This is a genomic window from Pseudomonas sp. G3-19 (assembly GCF_054855875.1).
Genome location: NZ_JBMPIQ010000003.1, coordinates 1,421,429 through 1,446,696, shown reverse-complemented (window position 1 = coordinate 1,446,696; position 25,268 = coordinate 1,421,429). Strand labels below are relative to the sequence as shown.

Annotated in this window: 21 protein-coding genes and 2 riboswitches; of the genes, 17 read left to right on the top strand and 4 right to left on the bottom strand. The window is 61.3% G+C overall.

Annotation, left to right across the window (positions count from 1 at the left end):
* Positions 1 to 6 precede the first annotated feature (6 nt).
* Positions 7 to 204: a CbtB domain-containing protein gene (locus tag ACOYXI_RS06640; protein ID WP_461674577.1), complete on the bottom strand. Its 198-nt coding sequence runs from the start codon at positions 202 to 204 to the stop codon at positions 7 to 9.
* A 123-nt stretch (positions 205 to 327) separates the two neighbouring features.
* A riboswitch (cobalamin riboswitch) is annotated at positions 328 to 549 on the bottom strand.
* A 1,012-nt stretch (positions 550 to 1,561) separates the two neighbouring features.
* A riboswitch (cobalamin riboswitch) is annotated at positions 1,562 to 1,774 on the top strand.
* 98 nt (positions 1,775 to 1,872) lie between these two features.
* Between ACOYXI_RS06640 and cobW the strand changes: the two genes are divergently transcribed.
* The 6 genes from cobW (at position 1,873) to ACOYXI_RS06610 (ending at position 12,407) form a co-directional block, all read left to right on the top strand.
* Entirely contained in the window at positions 1,873 to 2,943 is a 1,071-nt protein-coding gene (gene cobW, locus ACOYXI_RS06635) for a cobalamin biosynthesis protein CobW (RefSeq protein WP_095136192.1), read from the top strand.
* 3 nt (positions 2,944 to 2,946) lie between these two features.
* Positions 2,947 to 6,795 carry a cobaltochelatase subunit CobN gene (gene cobN / locus ACOYXI_RS06630; RefSeq protein ID WP_461674576.1) on the top strand — a complete coding sequence of 1,283 codons (3,849 nt, stop codon included), beginning with the start codon at positions 2,947 to 2,949 and terminating at the stop codon, positions 6,793 to 6,795.
* Between the two features lie 143 nt (positions 6,796 to 6,938).
* Entirely contained in the window at positions 6,939 to 7,937 is a 999-nt protein-coding gene (locus ACOYXI_RS06625) for an ATP-binding protein (protein WP_134786521.1), read from the top strand.
* A complete protein-coding gene (locus ACOYXI_RS06620) occupies positions 7,865 to 8,596 on the top strand; it encodes a vWA domain-containing protein (protein ID WP_372241193.1) in 732 nt (243 codons plus the stop codon). Before ACOYXI_RS06625 ends, ACOYXI_RS06620 begins: the two co-directional genes overlap by 73 nt.
* A 190-nt stretch (positions 8,597 to 8,786) precedes the next feature.
* A complete protein-coding gene (locus ACOYXI_RS06615) occupies positions 8,787 to 10,433 on the top strand; it encodes a phospholipase D-like domain-containing protein (protein WP_210557294.1) in 1,647 nt (548 codons plus the stop codon).
* Between the two features lie 414 nt (positions 10,434 to 10,847).
* The gene (locus ACOYXI_RS06610; protein WP_096797674.1) at positions 10,848 to 12,407 is read left to right on the top strand and encodes a TerC family protein; all 1,560 of its coding nucleotides are present in this window, start codon (positions 10,848 to 10,850) and stop codon (positions 12,405 to 12,407) included.
* A gap of 166 nt (positions 12,408 to 12,573) precedes the next feature.
* Here ACOYXI_RS06610 and ACOYXI_RS06605 read toward each other — a convergent pair whose 3' ends face one another.
* Entirely contained in the window at positions 12,574 to 13,002 is a 429-nt protein-coding gene (locus tag ACOYXI_RS06605; protein ID WP_098964186.1) for a thioredoxin family protein, read from the bottom strand.
* 276 nt (positions 13,003 to 13,278) lie between these two features.
* On the opposite strand from ACOYXI_RS06605, the gene ACOYXI_RS06600 reads away from it, so the two are divergent.
* The 10 genes from ACOYXI_RS06600 (at position 13,279) to ACOYXI_RS06555 (ending at position 20,825) form a co-directional block, all read left to right on the top strand.
* On the top strand, positions 13,279 to 13,527 hold the full coding sequence (locus tag ACOYXI_RS06600) for a type II toxin-antitoxin system Phd/YefM family antitoxin (protein WP_225135131.1): 249 nt from the start codon (positions 13,279 to 13,281) through the stop codon (positions 13,525 to 13,527).
* Positions 13,517 to 13,798 (top strand): type II toxin-antitoxin system RelE family toxin, encoded by a 282-nt coding sequence (locus ACOYXI_RS06595; RefSeq protein WP_098964185.1) that lies wholly within the window; start codon positions 13,517 to 13,519, stop codon positions 13,796 to 13,798. Before ACOYXI_RS06600 ends, ACOYXI_RS06595 begins: the two co-directional genes overlap by 11 nt.
* Before the next feature lie 286 nt (positions 13,799 to 14,084).
* A complete protein-coding gene (locus ACOYXI_RS06590) occupies positions 14,085 to 14,933 on the top strand; it encodes a transporter substrate-binding domain-containing protein (RefSeq protein WP_461674575.1) in 849 nt (282 codons plus the stop codon).
* Between the two features lie 51 nt (positions 14,934 to 14,984).
* The gene (locus tag ACOYXI_RS06585) at positions 14,985 to 15,647 is read left to right on the top strand and encodes an amino acid ABC transporter permease (protein ID WP_003225455.1); all 663 of its coding nucleotides are present in this window, start codon (positions 14,985 to 14,987) and stop codon (positions 15,645 to 15,647) included.
* Between the two features lie 9 nt (positions 15,648 to 15,656).
* Positions 15,657 to 16,319, top strand: a complete 663-nt coding sequence (locus ACOYXI_RS06580) for an amino acid ABC transporter permease (protein WP_007965124.1) — start codon at positions 15,657 to 15,659, stop codon at positions 16,317 to 16,319.
* Positions 16,316 to 17,113, top strand: a complete 798-nt coding sequence (locus ACOYXI_RS06575) for an amino acid ABC transporter ATP-binding protein (protein ID WP_097087296.1) — start codon at positions 16,316 to 16,318, stop codon at positions 17,111 to 17,113. The genes ACOYXI_RS06580 and ACOYXI_RS06575 overlap by 4 nt, the downstream gene beginning before the upstream one ends.
* Positions 17,114 to 17,142: 29 nt before the next feature.
* Positions 17,143 to 17,532, top strand: a complete 390-nt coding sequence (locus tag ACOYXI_RS06570; RefSeq protein ID WP_016984340.1) for a RidA family protein — start codon at positions 17,143 to 17,145, stop codon at positions 17,530 to 17,532.
* Positions 17,533 to 17,742: 210 nt separating this feature from the next.
* Complete coding sequence (locus ACOYXI_RS06565) at positions 17,743 to 18,507, top strand: IclR family transcriptional regulator (RefSeq protein WP_027612656.1); 765 nt, start codon at positions 17,743 to 17,745, stop codon at positions 18,505 to 18,507.
* Between the two features lie 39 nt (positions 18,508 to 18,546).
* Entirely contained in the window at positions 18,547 to 19,761 is a 1,215-nt protein-coding gene (locus ACOYXI_RS06560; RefSeq protein ID WP_461674574.1) for an amino acid deaminase, read from the top strand.
* A 131-nt stretch (positions 19,762 to 19,892) separates the two neighbouring features.
* Entirely contained in the window at positions 19,893 to 20,825 is a 933-nt protein-coding gene (locus tag ACOYXI_RS06555; protein ID WP_461674573.1) for a sugar kinase, read from the top strand.
* 114 nt (positions 20,826 to 20,939) lie between these two features.
* Here ACOYXI_RS06555 and ACOYXI_RS06550 read toward each other — a convergent pair whose 3' ends face one another.
* Positions 20,940 to 21,215: a peptidylprolyl isomerase gene (locus tag ACOYXI_RS06550; protein WP_003225447.1), complete on the bottom strand. Its 276-nt coding sequence runs from the start codon at positions 21,213 to 21,215 to the stop codon at positions 20,940 to 20,942.
* Positions 21,216 to 21,254: 39 nt separating this feature from the next.
* Positions 21,255 to 23,804 carry a PAS domain-containing hybrid sensor histidine kinase/response regulator gene (locus ACOYXI_RS06545; protein WP_461674572.1) on the bottom strand — a complete coding sequence of 850 codons (2,550 nt, stop codon included), beginning with the start codon at positions 23,802 to 23,804 and terminating at the stop codon, positions 21,255 to 21,257.
* 133 nt (positions 23,805 to 23,937) lie between these two features.
* Here ACOYXI_RS06545 and ACOYXI_RS06540 point away from each other — a divergent pair, with 133 nt between their 5' ends.
* Positions 23,938 to 25,050, top strand: a complete 1,113-nt coding sequence (locus ACOYXI_RS06540) for a PilT/PilU family type 4a pilus ATPase (protein WP_135296933.1) — start codon at positions 23,938 to 23,940, stop codon at positions 25,048 to 25,050.
* Positions 25,051 to 25,268: the final 218 nt, after the last annotated feature.

The window sequence follows — 25,268 nt, the reverse complement described above, 5'->3', positions numbered from 1 at the left end:
CAGGTCTCAGTGGCACGGGAAGGCGGCGCTGTGGCGGGTATCGTGAGCGGCGTTGTGCACCGCTTCGATGTGCGAGAAACCGGCGAAGTAAACGAGGCCGGCACCCAGGATCGACGCGAAAATCGCGGCGGCCAGGCGTTGGCTCAAGGTGGCGATGCTGGAGATTTTGTCGGTGTTGCTGCCGGTGCTGCTGATGATCGACATGGCGCTTCCCTCTGGAGTGTCAGCGGGTGATATAGAGCGCATGAAAACCCCTGCGAGTCGGGCACGCAACGGTTCGAACAGCGCCCGCCCACCGCGGGTTTGTTATGTTCAGCGACGCAAACTGCGCACTGTGTGTTGCGGGCCGGTCTCCGGGCTCACGAGGGGTTGGCGTCTGGCCGACCTGCAAGCGTCACCTTCCCATGCCGCATTGGCACAGTGGATCTGACGCTTCGCTCGCTTACCGTTGCGGGGGCAGCACCGGACTGACATGGCTTTGAGTAAAGCACATGATTCACCGGTTTCCCGTTTCACCCTGTGAAGGGCACCCGTAACAAGTTGTGTAGGAGACCATGAGGGGAGGATTTGAGTCAATTGGGATTGGGGGCATATCCGTTGCTGCGGTAACGGCCACTTAGGGTTCCGCCCTTACGGCGGGTCACTTTTGGCAAACGCCCCAAAAGTAACCAAAAGGTCTATGCCCTGACGTTCGGCCCTCGCTTAGGCTCGGGTTCCTTCGCTCCGGGATTCATCCGGGGGGCAGCGCCTACGGTTTGCTTCGCTGCACCTCCTCTCGCTGTGTTTGGCTGCGCCAAACGGTCGGCTACGCTCCCACCCCCGGATAAACCCCTCCACCTCAGCCTGCCGAACGGGCCCTCAGATCAAAAGCGGTACTCGAGCTAACGCTCATTGTGTTGAGTGGGGCGGCTGCGCCGCATGGGGCTGTACACAATCTAAACTGTGGGAGCGGGCTTGCTCGCGAAGGCGGCCTGACAGCCGACCAATCTCTAACTGAATACACCCACTCCCGTGTAGGAGCTGCCGAAGGCTGCGATCTTTTGATCTGCTTTGGCTTTGGCTTTGGCTTTGGCTTTGGCTTTGGCTTTGGCTTTGGCTTTGGCTTTGGCTCTGGCTTTTGATGTGGCTTTTGATCTTCTGCCCCTTCGGCAGGCCGAGCGTAGGTGTCCATCAGGGGGAAGGCGCGCAGCGCCATGCGGCGAAGCCGCATACATCGAGAGGAGGTGCAGCGAAGCAAACCGTAGGCGATGCCCCCGGATGGACACCGTAGCGAGGGAACACTGAGCCTAAGCGAAGTGCCGTACGCCGGGGCAAAGCCTTTTGGGTTACCTTTTCGGCGTTTGGAAAAGGTGACTCGCTGTAAGAGCGAAACCGCCAGAGGCAACACCCGAAGAAACGGATATGCCCCCCAAACCCCAAATCCCAAATCCCAAACCTCAAACCCAGCGTTTGGAAAAAGTGACTCGCTGTAAGAGCGAAACCGCCAGCGGCAACCCCCGCAGCAACGGATATGCCCCCAATCCAAAAAAAACCAAAGCATTGACCCATCCTCAAGCCATGCGTAGCCTTGCGCTTTCGAGGTTCTTCGGCCCACGCCGAAGCTAAGAAGGGAACGCGGTCAAAGCCGCGGCTGCCCCCGCAACTGTGAACGGTGAAGTTCGTTGCCACGCCACTGCCAGCTCAATCCACTGAGCCCGCGGGAAGGCGCAGCGAACGCCGGGCCCAAGGCCCGAACACCGTCAGCCAGGAGACCTGCCTCGTCACAGATTTCTCACTACAACCGGGCGGGGTGATCCGGTGGCGAATTCTTCCGCGCGCACGTTCGCAGCGGATCTCGTCCCGTATGCCCGCCACCTTGCCAAAGGGCATCCGATGAAAACACTGGCCAAACTCCCCGTCACCATCGTCACCGGTTTCCTCGGCTCGGGCAAAACCACCTTGCTGCGACACATGCTCGACAACGCTCAGGGCCGTCGCATCGCGGTGATCGTCAACGAGTTCGGCGAACTGGGCATCGACGGTGAGATCCTCAAGCAATGCACCATCGGCTGCACCGAAGAAGAAGCCACTGGCCGCGTCTACGAACTGGCCAACGGTTGCCTGTGCTGCACGGTGCAGGAAGAGTTCTTCCCGGTGATGCGTGAACTGGTCGCCCGGCGCGGTGACCTCGATCACATCCTGATCGAGACGTCCGGTCTGGCCCTGCCAAAACCGCTGGTACAAGCCTTCCAGTGGCCGGAAATCCGCAGCGCCTGCACCGTGGATGCGGTGATCACCGTGGTCGACAGCCCGGCCGTGGCCGCTGGCACCTTCGCCGCGTTCCCCGATCAGGTCGATGCCCAGCGCAAACTCGATCCGAACCTGGATCACGAATCGCCACTTCATGAGCTGTTCGCCGACCAACTGGCCAGCGCCGATCTGGTGATCCTCAACAAGGCCGACCAGACCAGCGCCGAAGATCTGGCTCGCGTTCGCGCCGAAGTCGCCGAAGAACTGCCGCCAGCGGTGAAAATCATCGAAGCCAGCAACGGTCGCCTGCCGCTGGACGTGCTGATCGGCCTCGGTGCCGGATCCGAAGAACATATCGACAGCCGCCACAGCCATCACGATCACCACCACGACGGTGATGACGACCACGATGACCACGATCACGACGCCTTTGATTCGATCTCGATCGAACTGCCGCAAGCCGACGAAAGCCTGCTGCTCGACGCGCTGACGCAACTGGTTGTGCAGCACGGCATTCTGCGCGTGAAGGGCTTCGCGGCGATTCCGAACAAGCCGATGCGCCTGTTGATTCAGGGCGTGGGCACGCGTTTCGACAAGCACTTCGACCGCCAGTGGGGCGCTGACGAAGCGCGCGTCACCCGTCTGGTGCTGATCGGTCAGGAACTCGACGCTGCGCAACTCGAAGCGCAACTGCGCGCCGCGCTCAGCGTTTAAGCCATGCACCTGCTCAGGACCCAGCCCGGCGGTTTCGTGTCGGATGACAACATTGCCGACCTTGGACAAACCCCCGCCGAGCTGGTGATCCTGTGCAGCGGCGACTCCAGCCTGGCGCTGCTCGCCGAAGCGGCGCAGCAATTGCCCGAGGATTACCCGAGCCTGCGCCTGGCCAATCCGATGCAGGTGCAGAATCACGCCTCGGTCGATCTGTATGTCGATGAGGTGTTGCGGCACGCCAAGGTCATTCTGATTTCGCTGCACGGCGGCATCGCTTATTGGCGTTATGGCGTCGAGCGTCTGGTGGAGTTGTCCGAGCGCGGGGTGCAGGTGATTCTGGTGCCGGGCGATGATCGTCCCGACCCGGAACTCAGCGACCTGAGCACCGTGCCCGCCGAAGATCGCGACCGTCTCTGGCAGTTCTTGCGTCAGGGTGGCATGGGCAATGCGCTGGACTTCTTCCATTGCCTGGCCAACCGCTGGCTGGCGCGCGACTACGCCTGGGGTGAGCCGCAAGCGCTGCCGCGTACGGCGATTTACCAGCCACAGAAAAACACCGCCGCACTGAGCGACTGGCAAGCCGAATGGCTGCCCGGTCAACCGGTCGCGGCGGTGTTGTTTTATCGCTCGCATTTGCAAGCGGCGAACACCGCATTCATCGATGTGTTCTGCCAGCGCTTGCAGGCGGCGGGGCTCAATCCGTTGCCGATCGCCGTCGCCAGCCTGAAAGAACCCGGCTGTCTGAGCGTGGTCGAGGACTGGCTGGACGAGGTTGAGGCGGCGGTGATTCTCAACACCACCGGTTTCGCGCAGTCCAGTCCAGAAGCCCCGCATCTGCGCCCGTTCCGGCGCAATATTCCGGTGATTCAGGCGATCTGCGCTCAGGACAACGAGCCCGGTTGGCGCGACAGCGAGCAGGGCCTTGGCCCGCGAGATCTGGCAATGCACATCGCCTTGCCGGAACTCGACGGGCGCATCATCAGCCGGCCGATCAGCTTCAAGGATCTGGCCTGGCGCAGCGAGCGCAGCCAGTCCGACGTGGTCTGCTACCGGGCGCAACCCGAACGCATGGATTTCGTCGCTGAACTGGCGCGGCGCTGGAGCGATCTGGCGCGGCTGCCGAACGCGGAAAAACGCATCGCGCTGATCCTCGCCAACTACCCGACCCGCGATGGTCGAATCGGCAATGGCGTCGGTCTCGATACGCCGGCGGCGGCATTGAATATCCTGCGCGCGTTGCAGGCGGAAGGCTTCCCGCTGACGGCGGAGTTGCCGGACAGCGGCACCGCGTTAATCCAGCAATTGCTCGGCGGCGTCAGCAACGACCTCGACAGCATCGACCTGCGTCCGTGCCAGCAAAGCCTGGCGATGGACGCCTATCTGGCGATGTTCAACGCGCTGCCGCAAGCCAATCGCGCGGCAGTGCTGGAACGCTGGGGCGCGCCGCAAAACGATCCGATGTGCCGTGACGGACGGATGATGATCGCCGGTCTGCGTTTTGGCCTGACCTTCGTCGGCATTCAACCGGCGCGCGGTTATCAGGTCGACCCGAGCGCGGTGTACCACGACCCGGATCTGGTGCCGCCGCACGGCTATCTGGCGTTCTATTTCTGGCTGCGCAACACCTACGGTGCACACGCAGTGATTCACGTCGGCAAGCATGGCAACCTCGAATGGTTGCCGGGCAAGGGCGTCGGCCTTTCGGAAAATTGCTGGCCCGACGCATTGCTCGGGCCGCTGCCGAACATTTATCCGTTTATCGTCAACGACCCGGGCGAGGGCGCCCAGGCCAAGCGGCGCACGCAAGCGGTGATCATCGACCACCTGATGCCGCCGCTGACCCGTGCCGAAACCTACGGCCCGCTGCGCAACCTGGAGCTACTGGCCGACGAATATTACGAAGCCCAACTGCTCGACCCGCGCCGCGCGCGCGAACTGCAGCGTGACATCCTGCAACTGGTGCGCGAGACGCAGATCGACCGCGAACTGCAACTCGACGCCGGTCTGGACAGCGACGCCGACGCAGCGATCTGGTTGCCGCGTCTGGACACCTACCTGTGTGACCTGAAGGAATCGCAGATCCGCGATGGCCTGCACATCTTTGGCGAATCGCCGACCGGGCGTTTGCGCATCGACACGCTGCTGGCGCTGCTGCGCATTCCGCGTGGCGACGGCAAGGGTGCGCAGTCGAGTCTGCTGCGGGCGTTGGCGAAGGCGTTTGAGCTGGGGTTTGATCCGCTGGATTGCGCACTTGCCGAACCGTGGAACGGCCCGCGCCCGGCGGAGCTGCAGAGCGTCAGCGACGAAGTCTGGCGCAGCGCCGGTGATACCCGCGAACGCCTTGAGCTATTCGCCACCCAACTGATCTCCGAAACAGTGCACGCCCTTTGTAGGAGTGAGCCTGCTCGCGATAGCGGTGTGTCATTCAACACTGAATTGTCTGACCTGACGCCATCGCGAGCAGGCTCACTCCTACAGGAACCGAGGGGGGCTGAAGTGAGGGCAATCATTGATAGCCTGCGCGAAGTCGTCGCCCCACGCCTCGACGCCTGCGGCCCCGCCGAAATGCGCGGTCTGCTCGACGCCCTCAACGGTCGCTTCGTCCCCGCCGGCCCAAGCGGCGCGCCCAGTCGTGGCCGTCTCGACGTGTTGCCCACCGGGCGCAACTTCTACTCGGTGGATGTGCGCAACCTGCCGACCACTACCGCGTGGCGCATTGGTTTCCAGTCCGCCACCTTGATTCTCGAGCGCCACTTGCAGGATCACGGCGATCACCTGCGCCAGCTCGGTTTATCGGTGTGGGGCACGGCGACCATGCGCACTGGCGGTGACGACATCGCCCAGGCCATGGCGTTGATGGGCGTGCGTCCGGTCTGGGCCACCGGCAGTCAGCGCGTTGATGACTTCGAAATTCTGCCGCTGAGCCTGCTCGACCGGCCACGAGTCGATGTCACGCTGCGGGTCTCGGGCTTCTTCCGCGATGCCTTTGCCAATTTGATTCGGCTGTTCGACGCGGCCGTGCAAGCGGTAGCGGCGCTGGACGAGCCGGATGACCTCAATCCGCTGGCCGCCAAAGTCCGCGCCGAGCGTGAGGCGCTGCTGCAATCGGGGCTGGATGCCGACGCGGCGCGGCGCCAGGCCGGCTGGCGGATCTTCGGCGCCAAACCCGGAGCCTATGGCGCGGGCGTACAGGGCGCCATCGACGGTCGCCTGTGGCAGACCCGCGAGGATCTGGCCGAGGTCTACCTGAACTGGGGCGCCTACGCTTACGGCGGGGCGGACGAAGGCACCGCCGCCCGCGAGCAGTTCGTCCAGCGTCTGAGTCAGGTGCAAGCGGTGCTACAGAACCAGGACAATCGCGAGCACGACTTGCTCGATTCCAACGACTATTACCAGTTTCAGGGCGGCATGCTCGCGGCGGTGGAAACCCTGCGCGGCGAAGCGGCGGCGAGTTATCACGGCGATCACAGCCAGCCGGATCTGCCGATAATCCGTACCCTGAAAGAAGAGCTGAACCGGGTGATCCGCTCGCGGGCGGCCAATCCGAAATGGATCGACGGGGTCAAGCGTCATGGCTATAAAGGTGCCTTCGAACTGGCGGCGACAGTCGATAACCTGTTCGCTTTCGACGCCACCACGCAACTGATCGACGATCATCAGTACGCGTTGCTGGCCGATGCCTATCTGCTCGATCCGGCGACCCGCGATTTTGTCCGCGAGCACAATCCGCATGCCCTGCGCGACATGACCGAGCGCATGCTGGAAGCGCAGCAGCGCGGGATGTGGCAGGAACCCGGCGTGTATAAAGAAGCACTGGAAAACCTGCTGCTGGATATAGAAGAAGACACCTGACATACCACAACATTTTGTAGGAGTGAGCCTGCTCGCGATAGCGGTGTATCAGCCAACCTATTTGTCGCTGACCCACCGCTATCGCGAGCAGGCTCACTCCTACATTGAAATGAATTCACACCGACCATGACCGAGTACCGAAGATGACCGACACCCCGCATTTCCCGCTCTCCGCCGTGGTCGGCGCCGATGACCTGAAACTCGCGCTGTGCCTGACCGCCATCGACCCGAAAATCGGTGGCGTGCTGATCGAAGGCCCGCGCGGCATGGCCAAATCGACCCTGGCCCGTGGCTTGGCCGATCTGCTCGCCAGCGGTCAATTCGTCACGCTGCCATTGGGTGCCACCGAAGAACGTCTGGTCGGCACCCTCGATCTCGACGCGGCGCTGAGCGCGGGTCGTGCGCAGTTTTCTCCCGGGGTTTTGGCCAAGGCTGACGGCGGTGTGCTCTACGTCGATGAAGTGAATTTGCTGCCGGATCATCTGGTGGATCTGCTGCTCGATGTGGCAGCCAGTGGCACCAACCTGATCGAGCGCGACGGTATTTCCCATCGGCATTCGGCGCGATTTGTATTGATCGGCACGATGAACCCGGAAGAGGGCGAATTGCGGCCACAGCTGCTTGACCGTTTCGGCCTGAACGTCGCCCTCAGCGGCCACACCGCGCCAACCGAACGCGGGCAGATCATCCGCCGCCGCCTGGATTTTGACAGCGATCCACAGGCGTTCTGCGCGCAGTGGGAAGCACAGCAGCAAGCGCTGCGCGAACGCTGTGAACAGGCGCGCATCGCCTTGGCGAGCATTGCGCTGGACGACGACGCGTTGGCGAACATCACCGAGCGTTGTTTTGCGGCGGGTGTCGATGGCTTGCGTGCCGATCTGGTCTGGCTGCGGGCGGCCCGTGCGCACGCAGCATGGCGCGGCGCTGCAGCGATTGCCGAGCAGGACATCGACGCCGTGGCGGAATTTGCCCTGCGGCATCGCCGTCGCGAATCCTCTTCTTCCAGCCCTCAGCCACCCGCGCAGAACCCGGCCAGTAGCCAGGCCGAACCGAGCGAAGGGCAGGGCCAGTGGGGCGATATGCCCGCCCCGGCACTGGCCACTGGCGCTCGTCGCGAAGTGCCGAGCTGGCCAAAAAAGTAACCGGCATTCGTCCCCGATCCGCCGCGGGGGCGAATGCCAGACCTCACGCCGGACGCCTTGATCATGGACGCCAAGGCCAGCGCCACGCCGCGCGCAGCGGCCTGGTGAACTGGCCGGGCACGCTGCTCAACGGCCGTCCGCAAACCCGTGAGGACTTGCAGTTCCAGTTGCGCACTCGTTCTCCCCATGAGTTGTGGCTGGTGATCGTCGATGCGTCGGCTTCGACGCGTCGGCATCAGGCGCTGAGCGATGCTAAGGGCCTGCTCGCGCAATTGTTCGATGATGCTTATCGGCAGCGTGCGCGGCTGGCCTTGCTGACCGCCAGCGGCAGCGCGCCGAAATGGCAGGTGCAAGGTCTGAAAGCATCGAGTGGCTTGCGCACCTGGCTGGAGGCGTTGGGGGCGGGCGGCGGCACGCCGTTGGTGGCGGCATTGACGCAGGCACAGCAATGGCTGGTGCAGCGACAAAAGCGCTTCCCGGCCGAGCAGCAGCGCTTGCTGGTGGTCACGGATGGGCGTTTGAAAGCCTTACCGTCGATGCCGCCGCTGGAGTGTCCGGGATTGTTGATCGACATTGAGCGTGGGCCGATCCGCCTGACTCGGGCGCGGGAATTAGCGGCGGCGCTGAGTGCGGAATATCGGCATATCGATGATGTGTGATGCCTGTGCGGGCCTCTTCGCGAGCAAGCCCGCTCCCACACTGTGAGCGGTGTTCACAGATTACGAGTGCGACAAAAATCCTTGTAGGAGCCAGCCTGCTGGCGATGGCATCCACTCAATTCCAAGTGAACATGGCAATCAGGGAGCGACCCTCTATGCTCCACACCAGCCCAATCACAAGGAGTGAATCATGCGGGTACTGGTCGCCAATCCTCAGGACGATTTTCGCGTCAAAGCCTACGCCGGCACCAACGGCGTATTACTCGCCATGGACCTCGCCGAGCCCCGACGCAAAGGCCTGCTTGGGTTTGCCATTGAGAAGCAGCAGGGCGACAAACCGTGGTTGTTCCTGTTCAACAGCCTGACATTTCCCGGCAAGACGCACACCTTCCCGCAGTATCACGCCACGCCCAGCGATAAAGCGCCGCTACAGAAATTCCGCTGGGCCGATTACGCGGTCAACCCGGGCACGACCATGCACTATCGCGTGCATTTGGCCTACGGCACGGCGGACGCGCCGCTATTGGGCGAATCACTGGAGCTAAGCATCACCAGTGACGACGGCCACCCAGCCAATCAAAGTGTGATCTTCAACCGTGCTGTGGCCGCCAGTCAGGCCTTCCAGCGCAAGTTTCCCGACCTTGACGCGCAGATCAGCGCCAACAAGAACCTGCCCATCGAAGCTTGGCCCGACGCGGCGCGACTGTGGCTGGAGAACGGGTTGCTGGAGCGATTACTGGGCTTTATCGAACGTGCGGTGGACGCGCAGTGGGCGCTGGACATCGCGATCTACGAGTATCAATTGCAGGCGATCATCGACGCTTTAAATGCGGCATTTGCCCGTGGGGTTCAGGTGCGCGTTCTGTATCACGCTCAGCCTGATGATCCAGATACGACCCTGAACGAAACGAACCTTGCCAAATTGCCGGCGGCGAACAAACGCGGCCGGGTCACCCATAACATCTTTCACGACAAATTCATTGTTCTCAGCCGTGTCGATGGCGCGGGTCAGCGGCAACCGCAGGCGGTGCTGTGCGGCAGCACCAATTTCACCGCCAACGGTGTTTATCGCCAGGCTAACGTGGTGCATACGCTCGACGACGTGATGGTTGCCGCGCGGTATTTGCAAGTGTTCGAAGAAGTCTGGGCCAACCCGGCCGACGTCGCTGCGACGCGCAGCTGGATCACCGAGCACAACCCGATGGACCCAACACAGGCGCTGTTCGCCGGGTTCTCGCCACGCAGCGGTGGTGGCGATTTGCGTGAGTTCGTCGAGATCATCGAGGCGGCGAAAAAGGACGTGTTGTTCGTCACCGCTTTCAGCCTGCCGGACGCGATTCTCAACGCGCTGCTCGGCAAACCGCATGACGACATCCTGCGTTACGGCCTGCAAAATACCGCGAGCAGCATCACCGGATTTCATGCCGACCGCACCGCCGAATTCGCTGCCACAGCTTTGCTCAACACCGGGCTGGAAGGCTGGCTGAAAGAAAACATGAAAGGCCAGAAGGGCAACCTGCTGGTGCACACCAAAGCCGTGATCACCGACTTCACCACCGATGCGCCGACCATCATCAGCGGCAGTCACAACCTCAGTACGTCAGCCAGTAACGGCAATGACGAGAACTTCCTGATCATTCGTGGCGACACCGATCTGGCTGATCGCTATGGCCTGGAGTTGCTGCGGTTTTATGAGCATTACCGCTTTCGCTATTTCGCGAAAAAACTCGAGCTCAAGCAGGTGAGTCCGCTGGCGGTGGATGACAGCTGGACCAACGATTATTACGTGGAAGGGGATTTGCGGCAGTTGTCGCGGTTGCGTTTTGCCGGGCGATGATGTGGCGTGTTTGGTGACCCCTTCGCGAGCAAGCCCGCTCCCACATTGGCCCCTCTTTGAACTCAGAACTTGCGTCCGACGAACAACCCCTGTGGGAGCGGGCTTGCTCGCGAAAGGGCCAACAGGAAAAACACATTTCTTGTGCTCTTACAGATTTTGAAATGATTTGCCGCTGTAGAAAATGTGCCTTGAGCCTGTACGCTCCAAGGCCATTTTTCATTCAGGATTTGCATGAACACCCTCTTGGAGCCTCCCAGTCGTACCTTCTCCTCGCGCCCAGGCGCGGTCTTGACGCACTCGCAGCATCCGGTTTTCCGACTCCCGTCTATCGTTGACAACGCGGCTTCAGAGCCTTCGCGTTGCACTTTGCCGTGCCCGGCAGCCTGAATTCACTGAAGAGAGATCGAGACATTTATGGAATGGTTAGCGGATCCCACGGCCTGGTTAGGCTTGTTGACTCTGATCGTGCTGGAACTGGTGCTGGGTATCGACAACCTGGTGTTCATCGCGATCCTGGCGGACAAACTGCCGCCGCATCAGCGCGACCGTGCGCGAATCATCGGCCTGTCGTTGGCGCTGATCATGCGCCTGGGCCTGTTGGCGAGTATTTCCTGGCTGGTCACCCTCACGCAGCCGTTGTTCGAGGTGTTCGACAAGAGCTTCTCCGGCCGTGACCTGATCATGCTGTTCGGTGGTGTATTCCTGCTGTTCAAGGCGACGATGGAGCTGCACGAACGACTCGAAGGCCACGTCGGCCAGCGCTCGACCAACGCCGCCTACGCGCTGTTCTGGCCAATCGTCGCGCAGATCGTGGTACTCGATGCGGTGTTCTCGCTGGACGCGGTAATCACCGCCGTCGGCATGGTTGATGAACTGGCGGTGATGATGATCGCGGTGATCATTTCCATCGGCCTGATGATCGTCGCCAGCAAGCCGCTGACCCGCTTCGTCAATGCGCACCCGACGGTAATCATGCTGTGTCTGGGCTTCCTGATGATGATCGGTTTCGCCCTGACGGCCGAAGGCCTGGGTTTCCACATTCCGAAAGGCTATCTGTATGCGGCTATTGGTTTCTCGATCCTGATCGAGGTGTTCAACCAGATCGCCCGGGCCCGACGCAAGCGTTCGATGCAAGGCTTGCGCCCCATACGTGAGCGCACGGCCCACGCGGTAATGCGTCTGCTGGGCGGGCGCAAGCTGGAGGCGGAGGAGGTCGGCGAGGAAATTTCCGATCTGCTGGATGACGGCGAAGCCCCGAGTGCGGAGCTGTTCGATCGCCGCGAGCGAGTGATGATCAGTGGCGTGCTGCAACTGGCCGAGCGGCCGATTCGGAACCTGATGACCGTACGTGCGGATGTCGACACCATCGATCTGGCCGACGACGCCGAAACGATTCGCACAAAATTGATGCATTCGTCGTATTCACGTCTGCCGCTGATTCGCCACGGCGCTGTGGATGAACCGTTGGGCTTCGTACACAAGAAGGAACTGCTCAAGGAATACCTGGCCGGTGCCGAGCCGAATCTGGAACACCTGGCACGCAAGACCATCAACCTGCTCGACAGCTATTCGATCCTCAATGCGCTGGAGCAGATGCGCGCGGCGTCGACCCACATTGCCTTCGTGGTCAACGAATTCGGTGACTTCGTCGGCGTATTGACCATGACCGACATCCTCGAATCGATTGCCGGCGAACTGCCCGATGCCAGCGAAATCGAAGGTCCGGACGTGATCGAGGAGCAGGGCGGGTTTGTCGTCAACGGCGCGTTGAACCTGACGCGTGTTCGCCAGCGCACCGGGTTTGGCGCCGAACCGACCGAGGACTATCAGACCCTGGCCGGACTGGTGATGAGCCTGCTGGATCGCTTGCCGATGATCGGCGATCGGCTGCAGTACGCAGGCTGGCAAATGACCGTCAAAGCCGTTGAGGAACGACGGGTGACGCAGGTGTTGCTGGTGCGCGATTCTGCGTAAGGCAGCAGCCTTGCGCTGACGGTGCCGGCCCCTTCGCGGGCAAGTCCGCTCCCACAGTGCACGCGTCGTACACGAAATGTGTGAACAACGTTGACCCCTGTGGGAGCGGGCTTGCCCGCGAAAGCGATGTGTCAGACGCCGTAACGATTACGGGAAATGCACTGCCTCAAATCACCCGCCGATGCGCACGCGTGATTGTGCAGAGCCTGCTCAATGTGCGGCGCAACCACGGCAGGTCATGTCGTGGTTTCTGCTGCACCACCGGTGCCCTGGTCCTGCCAATATGCCGGGCAAAGTCCGCCGCCAGTGTTTCCTCCGTGCCAATCCCTTTGAGCTTCTTCAGCAACCTGCCGTTCTTGTAGAACAGCACGGTAGGCGTTCCGGTAACCAGCGGATGGCGCGGCGAGTCACGGGTGTTAAGCATGTAGATATTGGCGCGATGACGGTACGGCTCGGCAATCTGACGAAAAATCGGCCCGGCGAACTCGCAGGCGGGGCAGTGCTCATTGGCGAAATACAGGATCACCGGGCGCCAGGTTTTCAGGGCTTTGCGGTAAACCGGGGCCAGATTGGAAATGGTATCGGCAGTGCTCATTGAGAACTCCTTTTCAACGACCTCGACGGTTCGATGACGTTAAAGAAGGGTGAAGAACAGGTCTACTGTCAGAAATTACAGGTGGCCTGTGGATTCGCGAGATTTTTCCCACTTTTATGAAGGACCGGCCCGACACGAAGCCCGGAAATGTGGAATGTCGGGACGTGATACCTTTTTTCACTCAATAAAAGAGAAGGCGGTAATAAGCGATAGGCGTCGAAGCCCTCTTGGAGTGCTATTTTAAGCACCATTAACAGCACTCCAGGGAGCACCATCATGACTCACGTAGTTCTTTCCAATATCGTTGCGAGTATTTCTGAATTGAAAAGAAACCCCATGGGTACCGTGGCCGCCGGTGGCGGCCAATCTGTTGCAATCCTCAATCGAAATGAGCCAGCGTTTTATTGTGTTCCCGCAAAGGAGTATGAGGCGATGATGAATCGCCTTGAGGATCTGGAACTGATCGCACTGTGCAAGGAGCGAGAAAACGATCCCACCATCAATGTCTCTATAGATGACCTATGAGCTGGAGTTTTCCGAGAAAGCCTGGAGGGAATGGAGAAAGCTTGATTCAGCACTTCAGGATCAGTTCAAGAAAAAGCTCTCTACACGTCTGGTCAATCCTCACGTTCCTGCCGATCGACTCCGAGGGTTGGGAAACGCCTACAAAATCAAGCTTCGCAGTGCTGGATACAGGCTGGTCTATCGCGTAAAGAACGAGGTTTTGGTTGTTACCGTGATTGCGGTAGGGAGAAGAGAGCGGGGAGAGGTCTACGACAAAGCCGCTTGCCGATAGATATGGAGAGCTGGCCCCTTGAATCGCTAACCACATTGCACCGAAGTAGCCCTTCGTGCTCCATCTGGGAACCTGCTACTCGTTATTTGTAGCCTAAGGTAGCGCAGCCCATCAGTACCCGCACCTGACTCCATTTTTCGCATTTCCTGCATCCCGTTGATTCCAAAAACATTTCAATCCAGTACAGATTCTCCGTCATTCCTATGGCACACTTTCTGCTGTCTATTCCGTAGTAACAAACCGTGTTCCGGTATAGCGGAATAAACATCATCCTGGAGTGCTTGCCATGCATCGCCGTCCTTCGTTGTTCAAAGCGTGTGTTTTTGTTCTTGCGGCTTCGTCCGCTGTGATGGGCGTGGCCCAGGCAGCCGATAGCAAGCTCGACAGTGTTCTGGCCCGGGGCAAGCTGATTGTCGGCACCGGCAGCACCAATGCGCCGTGGCACTTTCAGGGGGCGGACGGCAAGTTGCAGGGCTTTGATATCGACATCGCCAGGATGGTGGCCAAAGGACTGTTCAATGACCCGAGCAAGGTCGAGTTCGTCGTGCAGTCGTCCGACGCGCGAATTCCCAATCTGCTGACCGACAAGGTCGACATGAGCTGCCAGTTCATCACCGTTACCGCCAGCCGTGCGCAACAAGTGGCGTTCACCCTGCCGTACTACCGCGAAGGTGTCGGCCTGCTGCTGCCGGCCAACAGCAAGTACAAGGAAATCGAAGACCTGCAGGCGGCCGGTGACAGCGTAACTGTGGCCGTGCTGCAAAACGTCTATGCCGAAGAATTGGTGCATCAGGCGCTGCCCAAGGCCAAGGTCGATCAGTACGACAGTGTCGATCTGATGTATCAGGCGGTGAATTCCGGTCGCGCCGATGCCGCTGCTACCGATCAGTCGTCGGTCAAGTACCTGATGGTGCAGAACCCCGGCCGCTACCGCAGCCCAACCTACGCGTGGAGCCCGCAGACCTACGCCTGCGCGGTCAAACGCGGCGATCAGGACTGGCTGAACTTCGTCAACACCACTCTGCATGAAGCCATGACCGGCGTTGAGTTCCCGACTTACGCGGCATCCTTCAAGCAATGGTTCGGTGTCGACCTGCCGTCGCCGGCGATCGGTTTCCCTGTCGAATTCAAATGATCCCGTGAGAGTGGGGCGCCTGCACGCGCCCCGCTCAAGGTACTGCTGACCATGAACTATCAGTTGAACTTTGCCGCCGTGTGGCGCGATTTCGACACCTTGCTGGCAGGGCTCGGTCTGGGCCTTGAACTGGCGCTGGTGTCGATCGCCATCGGCTGCGTGATCGGCCTGCTGATGGCGTTTGCCTTGCTCTCGAAGCATCGCGCCTTGCGGGTGCTGGCCTCGGTGTACGTCACGGTGGTGCGTAACACGCCGATTCTGGTGTTGATTCTGTTGATCTACTTTGCCTTGCCAAGCCTGGGCATTCGTCTGGACAAGATCCCGTCGTTCATCATCACGCTGTCGCTGTATGCCGGTGCCTATCTGACCGAAGTGTTCCGTGGCGGCTTGCTGAGCATCCCCAAAGGCCAGCGCGAAGCGGGGCTGGCGATCGGACTCGGTGAGTGGCAGGTCAAGGCCTACGTCACCGTGCCGGTGATGCTGCGCAACGTGTTGCCGGCGCTGTCGAACAACTTCATCTCGCTGTTCAAGGACACCTCGCTGGCCGCCGCGATTGCGGTGCCGGAGCTGACCTATTACGCGCGCAAGATCAACGTCGAGAGCTACCGGGTGATCGAAACCTGGCTGGTGACCACGGCGTTGTATGTCGCGGCCTGTTACCTCATTGCCATGCTGCTGCGTTACCTCGAGCAGCGTCTGGCGATCCGCCGATAGGAGGCTGCGATGTACGAATCTCCCAGTTGGTTGCATGAATTGTGGGTAGCACGCGAGACGTTGCTGCAAGGCTTCCTGACCAGTGTGCAGGTGTCGGCGCTGGCGATTCTGTTCGGCACGCTGCTCGGGGTTGTCACCGGTCTGGTGCTGACTTACGGCAAGTTCTGGATGCGCGCGCCGTTCCGCTTTTATGTCGACATTATTCGCGGCACGCCGGTGTTTGTATTGGTGCTGGCCTGCTTCTATATGGCGCCGGCGCTGGGCTGGCAGATCAGCGCGTTTCAGGCCGGAGCCTTGGGCCTGACGCTGTTCTGCGGCTCGCACGTTGCCGAGATCGTGCGCGGTGCCTTGCAGGCCTTGCCACGCGGGCAGATGGAAGCGAGCAAGGCGATCGGCCTGACGTTTTATCAATCCCTCGGTTACGTGCTGTTGCCCCAGGCGTTGCGGCAGATCCTGCCGACCTGGGTCAACTCGTCCACCGAAATCGTCAAGGCTTCGACCCTGCTCTCGGTGATCGGCGTCGCCGAATTGTTGCTCAGCACCCAACAGATCATCGCCCGGACCTTCATGACTCTGGAGTTCTACCTGTTCGCCGGTTTTCTGTTCTTCGTCATCAACTACGGCATCGAATTACTCGGCCGGCATATTGAAAAGCGGGTGGCCCTGCCATGACTCAAGCTCAAGTTTCCAACGTTCAGAACGCTCAGCCGCTGCTGGACATCCGTGGCCTGCACAAGCAGTACGGCGCAGTCGAAGTGCTCAAGGGCGTCGACTTGAGCATGCAGCGCGGCAACGTCGTGACGCTGATCGGCTCCAGCGGTTCGGGCAAGACCACCTTGCTGCGCTGCGTGAACATGCTCGAAGAGTTCCAGGGCGGGCAGATCCTGCTCGACGGCGAGTCCATCGGCTATGACGAGGTCGGTGGCAAACGCGTGCGTCACGCGGAAAAAGTCATCGCCCGCCATCGCGCAATGACCGGCATGGCCTTCCAGCAATTCAACCTGTTCCCGCACCTGACGGCGTTGCAGAACGTCACCCTCGGTCTGCTCAAGGTCAAGAAAATGCACAAGGACCAAGCCGTGGTGCTGGCCGAAAAATGGCTGGAGCGGGTCGGCCTGCTGGAGCGGCGCAATCACTTTCCCGGGCAGTTGTCCGGCGGTCAGCAACAGCGTGTGGCGATTGCCCGGGCGATTGCGATGAACCCCAGCCTGATGCTGTTCGACGAAGTCACCTCGGCCCTCGATCCGGAGCTGGTCGGTGAAGTGTTGAACGTGATCAAGGGCCTGGCCGAAGACGGCATGACCATGTTGCTGGTGACCCACGAAATGCGTTTCGCCTTCGAAGTTTCGGACAAGATCGTGTTCATGAATCAGGGGCGGATCGAAGAGCAGGGACCTCCCAAGGAACTGTTCGAACGCCCGCAATCACCGCGTCTGGCTGAGTTTCTCAAGAGCACGCGGTTCTAATTTTTGCTTTGTAATCAGGAGAAGTACCCATGAGCATTACTCGATACGGCACCGGCAGCACCGCCGCTGGCGGTCAGCCACGTCCCTTCGCGCGCGCCGTTGAAGCGGATGGCTGGCTGCACGTGTCCGGCCAGGTGCCGGCGGTGGATGGCGAGATCATCGTTGGCGGCATCGTCGAGCAGACCCACCAGACCATGAAAAACCTGATCGCGATTCTCGAAGAGGCCGGTTATGGCCTGGAGGACGTGGTGCGGGCTGGCGTATGGCTGGACGATCCGCGGGATTTCAGCAGTTTCAACAAGGTCTTCGGCGAGTACTTCAAACCGGAACACGCTCCGGCACGGGCCTGTGTGCAGGCGAGCATGATGGTTGATTGCAAGGTCGAGATCGATTGCATCGCGTACAAGAAAAAGGTTTGAGTGATGGCTACCCCTCACCCTAACCCTCTCCCGGAGGGAGAGGGGACTGATCTGTATCGATGCGAATTTCGCGTATGACGCTTACATTTGCATCGATACGGTCAGGCTCCCTCTACCTCCGGGAGAGGGCGGGGGGTGAGGGCCTCGATCCAACTGACACAACACCTCAGGCCAGTTACCATCCCGGCACTTTTTATGGGAACCACTGACATGACCGAAGACACCATCAAACGCCGGGCCCGTGGTCTGGACCGGGCGTTCGATATCCTCGACTTCCTCAAGGAGATCGGCCAGCCGTTGCGTCCGAACGACATCGCCAATGGCATCGGCAGCCCGAAATCCACGGTCTACGAACTGGTGGCGTCGCTGCTGGAGCGGCGGATTCTGGAGCCGGTGGGCAAGGACGGTCACGTCTATCTCGGTCGCCAGCTGTACTTCCTCGGGCAGGCGCATCTGCGCCATTTCGACCTCAGCCGCGAGGCCGATCACGCCTTGCAGGAGATCGTCAGCCAGACCCGGGAAACCGCGCAGATGTGCCTGCTCAACGGGCGCAAATACACGGTGGCACTGATGAAGGAGGGCGAGCGGCATTTCCGCATTTCGTCCGACATCGGCGAAAACGCGCCGATCCCGTGGACCGCGTCCGGACGCTTGCTGCTGGCGCATTTGAGCGACCAGCAGATCATCGACCTGATCGACGAAGACGATTACATCCTGCCCGACGGCGAACGCCTGCCGCTGGAGCGCTTTCTGGCGGAGATCCGCCAGGCTGGCATCGACGGCTTCTTCTCCTTCGACAGCGTTGCCGACACCTTCACCCATTGCTTCGCCGCGCCGGTCAAAGACCCCAGCGGCGTGGCCATCTGCACCCTGTGCATCGTCGCCCCGCGGGCCGATGCGAAGAACAATTACGACGACTATCGCCGGGTGCTGATCGAGAGCGCCAACAGCCTCGCCCGGCGCATCAACGAATAACCGCGGCTGCCTGCGGCCGCGACAGTGAGGAGTTCAAGCATGACGACTGCCATCAATACCGCTGTGGAAAAGGGCGACGCCGCCATCGGTGCGCACCTTGTGCGTGACGTCAGCCTGCCGGCGCTGGTGCTGCACCGCGAGGCGCTGGAGCACAACATTCGCTGGATGCAGAAGTTCGTCAGCGACAGCGGCGCCGAGCTCGCGCCCCACGGCAAGACCAGCATGACCCCGGCGCTGTTCCAGCGTCAGCTCGACGCCGGCGCCTGGGGCATCACCCTTGCCAGCGCCACCCAGACCCGCGCCGCATACGCCCACGGTGTACGCCGGGTGCTGATGGCCAACCAACTGGTCGGCACGCCGAACATGGCGCTGATCGCCGATCTGCTGGCCGATGTCGATTTCGATTTCTACTGCATGGTCGATCACCCGGACAACGTCGCCGATCTCGGCGCCTACTTCGCCTCGCGCGGAGTGAAGTTGAATGTGATGATCGAGTACGGCGTGGTCGGTGGCCGCTGCGGTTGCCGCAGCGAGCAGGAAGTCATCGCGCTGGCCCAGGCGATCAACGCGCAACCGGCGCTGGCTCTGACCGGCATCGAGGGTTACGAAGGGGTGATCCATGGCGATCACGCGGTCAGCGGCATTCGTGAATTCGCCGCGTCGCTGGTGCGTCTGGCGGTGCAGTTGCAGGACAGCGGCGCGTTTGCCATTGCCAAGCCGATCATCACCGCCTCGGGTTCGGCGTGGTACGACCTGATTGCCGAGTCGTTCGAAACGCAGAATGCGAGCGGACGCTTCCTCAGTGTGCTGCGCCCTGGCAGTTACGTGGCGCATGACCATGGCATCTACAAGGAAGCGCAGTGCTGCGTGCTGGATCGTCGCGGCGATCTGCACGAAGGCCTGCGTCCGGCACTGGAGGTCTGGGCGCATGTACAGTCGATGCCGGAGCCGGGTTTCGCGGTGATCGCCCTCGGCAAACGTGACGTGGCGTTTGATGCCGGGCTGCCGGTGCCGTTGCTGCGTTACAAGGCCGGTGTGTTGCCGGCGGTGGGCGACGATGTCGGCGCGTGCAAGGTGACGGCGGTGATGGACCAGCATGCGTTCATGAGCGTGGCGCCGGGGGCTGAATTGCGGGTGGGCGATATCATTTCCTTCGGCACCTCGCACCCGTGCCTGACGTTCGACAAGTGGCGGGTGGGGTTGCTGGTGGATGAGCAGTTGGCCGTGGTCGAAAGCATGGAGACTTGTTTCTAAGGCTTCAGACCGAGTCGTGGCCATTCGCGAGCAAGCTCGCTCCCACAAGGGAATGCATTCCAATTGTAGGAGTGAGCCTGCTCGCGATGAGGGCCGCCCAAACACCGATGATTATCCAGAGACACCTCCCGATGACCAGCCTCAGCCCCCTGGGCCCGAATACCCCGCGCATCGCCCTGATCGGTGAATGCATGATCGAACTCCAGCACCGCGCCGACGGCAGCCTGCAGCAAAGCTTCGGCGGCGATACCTTGAACACCGCGGTGTACCTGTCCCGCGCCCTCGGCGACAAAGCCCAGGTCGATTACGTCACCGCGCTCGGCGACGACAGCTTCAGCGACGCCATGTGCCAGAGCTGGGCTGACGAAGGCATTGGCCTGGATCTCGTGCAGCGTCTGCCCGGTCGCTTGCCCGGCTTGTACTGCATCCAGACCGACGCCAACGGTGAGCGGCGTTTCCTCTACTGGCGCAATGAAGCGGCGGTGCGCGATTGCTTCACCACCCCGGCGGCGGAGCCGATTCTGGCGGCGCTGCCGGACTACGATGTGCTGTATTTCAGCGGCATCACCCTCGCAGTGTTAGGTGCGAAGGGCCGCGAACGCTTGATCCAGACCCTGATCGAAGCCCGCCAGCGCGATGCGCGGATCGTCTTCGACAACAATTATCGACCACGCTTGTGGGCCTCACAGGAAGAGGCGCGGGCGGCCTATCGCAGCGTGTTGCCGCATGTCGATCTGGCGTTGCTGACGGTGGATGACGAACAGGCGCTGTTCCATTTTGCCGATTGCGACGCGGTGTTCGAGGCGTACGCGCAGATCGGCACGCCGGAGGTGGTGCTCAAGCGTGGCGCCGAGGCGTGTCTGATTCGCTGCGATGATGAGGCGTTCGAAGTGCCGGCGCAGCAGGTCGAGAAGGTGGTGGATACGACGGCGGCGGGGGACTCGTTCAGCGCGGCGTATCTGGCCAGGCGTTTGCTGGGTGGCAGTCCGGTCGAGGCGGCTGAGGCGGGGCATTGGCTGGCAAGTCGGGTGATTCAGGTGCCGGGGGCATTGATTCCCAGGTAAGCGGTGGATGGCCGCTTGCTGCGCAATCGGTTCGCGGGCAAGCCCGCTCCCACAGGGTACGCATTCCAGACTGTGGGAGCGGGCTTGCTCGCGAAGAGGCCCTGAAGCCAACACTCAATCGCGGAAAAACACCTGCACCAGGTGATAGCCGAACTTGCTCTTGATCGGCCCGTGCACCGTGCGCAGCGGCTTCTTGAAAATCACCGCATCAATCGCACCGACCATCTGTCCCGGCCGCACTTCACCCAGATCACCGCCGCGTTTGCCGGACGGGCAGGTCGAGTATTTCTTCGCCAGCACATCGAACGCTTCGCCCTTGGCAATGCGTTGCTTGAGTTGTTCGGCCTCTTCGGCGGTTTTCACCAGAATGTGGCGGGCTTGGGCTTTCATCGTGCGATACCTGTAACGGGGTGACGGCGGGGCGCGGGATTATGCCTCAAGTGACGGCGTTTGGTTGATCATCTCGCGGATCTTGTTGGCCAGCACTTCAATCGAAAACGGCTTGGCCACCATGTCCATGCCATCCTCGAGAAAGCCCTGACGCTCGGCGGCTTTCTGCGCGTAACCGGTCATGAACAGCACTTTCAGGCCTGGGCGGTGCTGGCGGGCGATTTCCGCCAGTTGCCGGCCATTCATCCCCGGCAGACCAACGTCGGTCACCAGCAGATCCACACGCAGCTCCGATTCCAGCAGCGGCAGGGCGGCGCTGGCGTCGGCGGCTTCGTGGGCGAGGTAACCCAGCTCCTTGAGCAGATCGAGCACCAGCATGCGCACTGCCGGGTCATCCTCAACCACCACCACGGTTTCCCCGCAAGTGGCCGTCGGCGCGGCACCGAGGGTTTCCACAACTGGCCGTTCCGGCTCCAGCAGGTTCAGGCGCGGCAAGTACAAGCGCACACAGGTGCCCTGATTCGGCAGGCTGTCGAGGCTAACATGGCCGCCCGACTGCTGGGCGAAGCCATAAATCATCGACAGTCCGAGCCCGGTGCCCTGGCCGATCGGTTTGGTGGTGAAGAACGGATCGAACGCCTTGGCCCGTACCGACGGCGTCATGCCGGTGCCGTTGTCGCTGACCGCCAGCATCAGGTAGTCGCCGGCCTTGACCGGTTCGAGGGTGGTGATGTCGTTGCCGTCGAGGTAGACGTTGGCAGTTTCGATCAGCAGTTCGCCGCCATCGGGCATGGCGTCGCGGGCGTTGATCACCAGGTTGAGCAGGGCATTTTCCAGTTGGCTGACGTCGGTGCTGATCGGCCACACGTCGTCGGCCAGGCGCAGCGTGAGTTCGATCGGGTCGCCCTTGGTGCGGCGGATCAAATCTTCCAGCGAATGAATCAGTTCGTTGACGTTGAGGGTCTTGCGGTCCAGCGACTGCCGGCGCGAGAACGCCAGCAGCCGATGGGTCAGCGCCGCCGCTCGGTTGGCCGACGAAACCGCCGCTTCGGTGAAACGGCCGATTTCATCGGCGCGGCCGTCGGCGATGTAGCGCTGCATCAGGTCGAGGCTGCCGATGATTCCAGTGAGCATGTTGTTGAAGTCGTGGGCGATACCGCCGGTGAGCTGGCCGACCGCTTCCATTTTCTGCGCATGGCGCAACGCATCTTCGGCGCGCTCACGTTCGAACATCTCGTTCTGCAGACGCTGATTGGCCTGAGCCAGTTGTTCGGTGCGGGCGCTGACCCGTTCCTCCAGGGTTTCATTGAGATTGCGCAGGGCTTCTTCGGTCTTCTTCCGTTCGGATTCGTCGATCACGAAAATATAAAAACCGTTAACTGAGCCGTCGGCGCCGTGGCGCGGCAGGTAATTCATCAGCGCATGGCGGTTGCTGCCGTCGCGATGCGGGGTATACAGGCTGAACGAGCAGGGCCGCCCGGCCAGGGCCTCGGCAATATAGGGCGCGCGCAGGAAGTAGGCTTCTTCGCCGATCACTTCGCGAATGGTGCGGCCATACAGCTCCTGCGGCGTGAGGCCGTACCAGTCCAGATACGCCGCATTGTTCAGGCGGAAGCGCTCTTCGTGGTCGACGTAACTGATGAGGATCGGCATTGCATTGATGATCAGCTGCAATTCCGTCTGGCTCTGGCGCAGCGCCTGCTCGGTGTGCTTGCGCTCGGTCAGGTCCAGCGCTGCGCCGAGGAAGCGCACGGGTCGCCCGTGGTGATCCTTGTAACAGCGGCCCCGGGCAAACACCCAACGCAGCTCGCCGTCGGCTTTTAGCAGGCGATATTCCTCGGCGTACTCGGTGCCGTGGGTGATGCAATGCTTGATGCTGCGGGCGATCAGCGCGCGGTCTTCGGGGTGCACGCCTTGCAGGTAGTCGCTGATCGGCAACTGGCCGGCCTGTGCCGGGTCGATGCCGTGCAACTGGGCGAAATGCGCGTCGGCGATGAAGCGGTCTTCGCCGATATCCCAATCCCAGGTGCCAACCGCATCGGTGGCGGCCAGCGCCAGTTGCAGGCGTTCTTCAGTGTCGCGCTGAGCCTTGAGACTTTCTTCGGAACGGCGTTGCAATTCGAGGGCGATGCGCCGGCGTTCGTTGGTTTCGATGGCCGTCACCAGGATTCCGGCCACTTGCGTGCTTTCATCGCGGATGGGGCTGTAGGTCAGGTCCAGCCAGAAGTCGGACTCTACGCCTTCACGTTGCAGGGTAAATCGCCGCTCGCTGTAGGTGCGCACCTGGCCTTGTAGGACGGCTCGATAAATCGGGTCGGTAAAGTCCTGAAGTTCTGGCCATATAAGGTGCGCGGGCTGTCCGAAAGCGTGCGGATGCTTGCTGCCGGCGAGCATCGCAAAGCCATTGTTGTAGATCTGCGTGAGCTGCGGCCCCCACAACAGCAGCATCGGCATCGGTGAGTGAATCACGATGTCCACCGCGGTGCGCAGGCTTTGCGGCCAGGTGCCAGAAGCGCCCAACGGCGTGCGGCTCCAGTCGGTACGGGCGATCAGGGCTTGGGCGTCATCGGGGGAGGGTGCTGCGTTCATCACATGTATCCTGAGCGTCGGTCAGTGCGTTGGCATCTACTATTCTTGCACTTGCGGTAGACGCTGTATGACCCGTTACGTCACGACAGCGGGTCATTTCTGTTCATTGAATGCTTCGCGGGTGCTTATTGCCATGGAAATCGATGCACTGTTGCTCCGTCTGTCGAGCCAGCACGGTTCTGACCTGTTCCTGTCCACGGGAGCGCCACCCAGTGCGCGCATCGATGGCGTGCTGACGCCGTTCAGCGAGCGGCCGTTCAAGCCCGGCGAGGTCGAGACTATCGCCAACTCCCTGATGGACGCCGAGCAACGGCGCGAGTTCGATCGGGATCTGGAAATGAACCTGGCGATTTCCCGTACGGGCATCGGGCGTTTTCGGGTGAACGTCTTCAAGCAACGCAATGATGTGTCAATCGTAATCCGCAACGTCAAACTCGATATCCCGCGCTTCGAAGACCTGAAACTGCCGCCGGTATTGCTGGAAACGGTGATGCTCAAACAGGGGCTGATCCTGTTCGTTGGCGCCACCGACTCCGGCAAGTCCACTTCGCTGGCCGCGCTGATCGATCACCGCAACCGCCACAGCAGCGGGCACATCATCACCATCGAAGACCCGGTGGAGTATATCCATCGACACCAGCGCTCGATCATCAATCAACGCGAAGTCGGCGTCGATACCCGCAGCTTCCATGCGGCGCTGAAAAACACCCTGCGCCAGGCCCCGGATGTGGTGCTGATCGGCGAGATCCGCGACCGCGAAACCATGGAGCATGCGCTGACATTTGCCGACACCGGGCACCTGGTGCTGTCGACGTTGCATGCGCACAATGCCAATCAGGCGCTGGACCGTATCGTCAATCTGTTCCCCGAAGAGCGCCGCCCGCAGTTGCTGCATGCACTGGGCAACAATCTCAAGGCGTTCGTCTCGCAACGGCTGGTGCGTACGCTGGACGGTCAGCGCCGGGCGGCGGTCGAGGTGATGCTTGGCACCCCGACCATCGCCGACCTGATCCGCCGCAACGAGTTGGGCGAACTCAAGGGCATCATGGAAAAGTCCGGCGAGGTCGGCATGCAGACCTTCGACGCGGCGCTGTACGGGCTGGTGGTGGAGGGCGTGATCAGTGAGGACGAAGCACTCAAACATGCCGATTCGCAGAACAACCTGCGCCTGCGTTTGAAGCTGCACGCCGAGGCGGGCCCGGCGCCCGCGCCCATTACATCAGGCGATTGGGGCCTGATGGATTAACACCTGACCCCTGTGGGAGCGGGCTTGCTCGCGAAAGCAATCCATCAGTCGATATCAGCGGGACTGGCACACCGCTTTCGCGAGCAAGCCCGCTCCCACAAGGGCATGAGGGATCAGTCCGACAGCTCCAGGCGATTGCGCGGCCGCTGCCTGCGCCCACCACATCAGGCGATTGGGGCCTGATGGATTAACACCTCACCCCTGTGGGAGCGGGCTTG

Bases quoted from the DNA above. Each gene is read 5' to 3' on its own strand.
- ACOYXI_RS06585 (WP_003225455.1), top strand. From the start codon at position 14,985: ATGAACTATCAGTTGAACTTTGCCGCCGTGTGGCGCGATTTCGACACC.
- ACOYXI_RS06545 (WP_461674572.1), bottom strand. From the start codon at position 23,804: ATGAACGCAGCACCCTCCCCCGATGACGCCCAAGCCCTGATCGCCCGT.
- ACOYXI_RS06555 (WP_461674573.1), top strand. From the start codon at position 19,893: ATGACCAGCCTCAGCCCCCTGGGCCCGAATACCCCGCGCATCGCCCTG.
- ACOYXI_RS06640 (WP_461674577.1), bottom strand. From the start codon at position 204: ATGTCGATCATCAGCAGCACCGGCAGCAACACCGACAAAATCTCCAGC.
- ACOYXI_RS06575 (WP_097087296.1), top strand. From the start codon at position 16,316: ATGACTCAAGCTCAAGTTTCCAACGTTCAGAACGCTCAGCCGCTGCTG.
- cobN (WP_461674576.1), top strand. From the start codon at position 2,947: ATGCACCTGCTCAGGACCCAGCCCGGCGGTTTCGTGTCGGATGACAAC.
- cobW (WP_095136192.1), top strand. From the start codon at position 1,873: ATGAAAACACTGGCCAAACTCCCCGTCACCATCGTCACCGGTTTCCTC.
- ACOYXI_RS06600 (WP_225135131.1), top strand. From the start codon at position 13,279: ATGACTCACGTAGTTCTTTCCAATATCGTTGCGAGTATTTCTGAATTG.
- ACOYXI_RS06560 (WP_461674574.1), top strand. From the start codon at position 18,547: ATGACGACTGCCATCAATACCGCTGTGGAAAAGGGCGACGCCGCCATC.
- ACOYXI_RS06615 (WP_210557294.1), top strand. From the start codon at position 8,787: ATGCGGGTACTGGTCGCCAATCCTCAGGACGATTTTCGCGTCAAAGCC.
- ACOYXI_RS06590 (WP_461674575.1), top strand. From the start codon at position 14,085: ATGCATCGCCGTCCTTCGTTGTTCAAAGCGTGTGTTTTTGTTCTTGCG.
- ACOYXI_RS06625 (WP_134786521.1), top strand. From the start codon at position 6,939: ATGACCGACACCCCGCATTTCCCGCTCTCCGCCGTGGTCGGCGCCGAT.
- ACOYXI_RS06595 (WP_098964185.1), top strand. From the start codon at position 13,517: ATGACCTATGAGCTGGAGTTTTCCGAGAAAGCCTGGAGGGAATGGAGA.
- ACOYXI_RS06540 (WP_135296933.1), top strand. From the start codon at position 23,938: ATGGAAATCGATGCACTGTTGCTCCGTCTGTCGAGCCAGCACGGTTCT.
- ACOYXI_RS06610 (WP_096797674.1), top strand. From the start codon at position 10,848: ATGGAATGGTTAGCGGATCCCACGGCCTGGTTAGGCTTGTTGACTCTG.
- ACOYXI_RS06580 (WP_007965124.1), top strand. From the start codon at position 15,657: ATGTACGAATCTCCCAGTTGGTTGCATGAATTGTGGGTAGCACGCGAG.
- ACOYXI_RS06605 (WP_098964186.1), bottom strand. From the start codon at position 13,002: ATGAGCACTGCCGATACCATTTCCAATCTGGCCCCGGTTTACCGCAAA.
- ACOYXI_RS06550 (WP_003225447.1), bottom strand. From the start codon at position 21,215: ATGAAAGCCCAAGCCCGCCACATTCTGGTGAAAACCGCCGAAGAGGCC.
- ACOYXI_RS06565 (WP_027612656.1), top strand. From the start codon at position 17,743: ATGACCGAAGACACCATCAAACGCCGGGCCCGTGGTCTGGACCGGGCG.
- ACOYXI_RS06570 (WP_016984340.1), top strand. From the start codon at position 17,143: ATGAGCATTACTCGATACGGCACCGGCAGCACCGCCGCTGGCGGTCAG.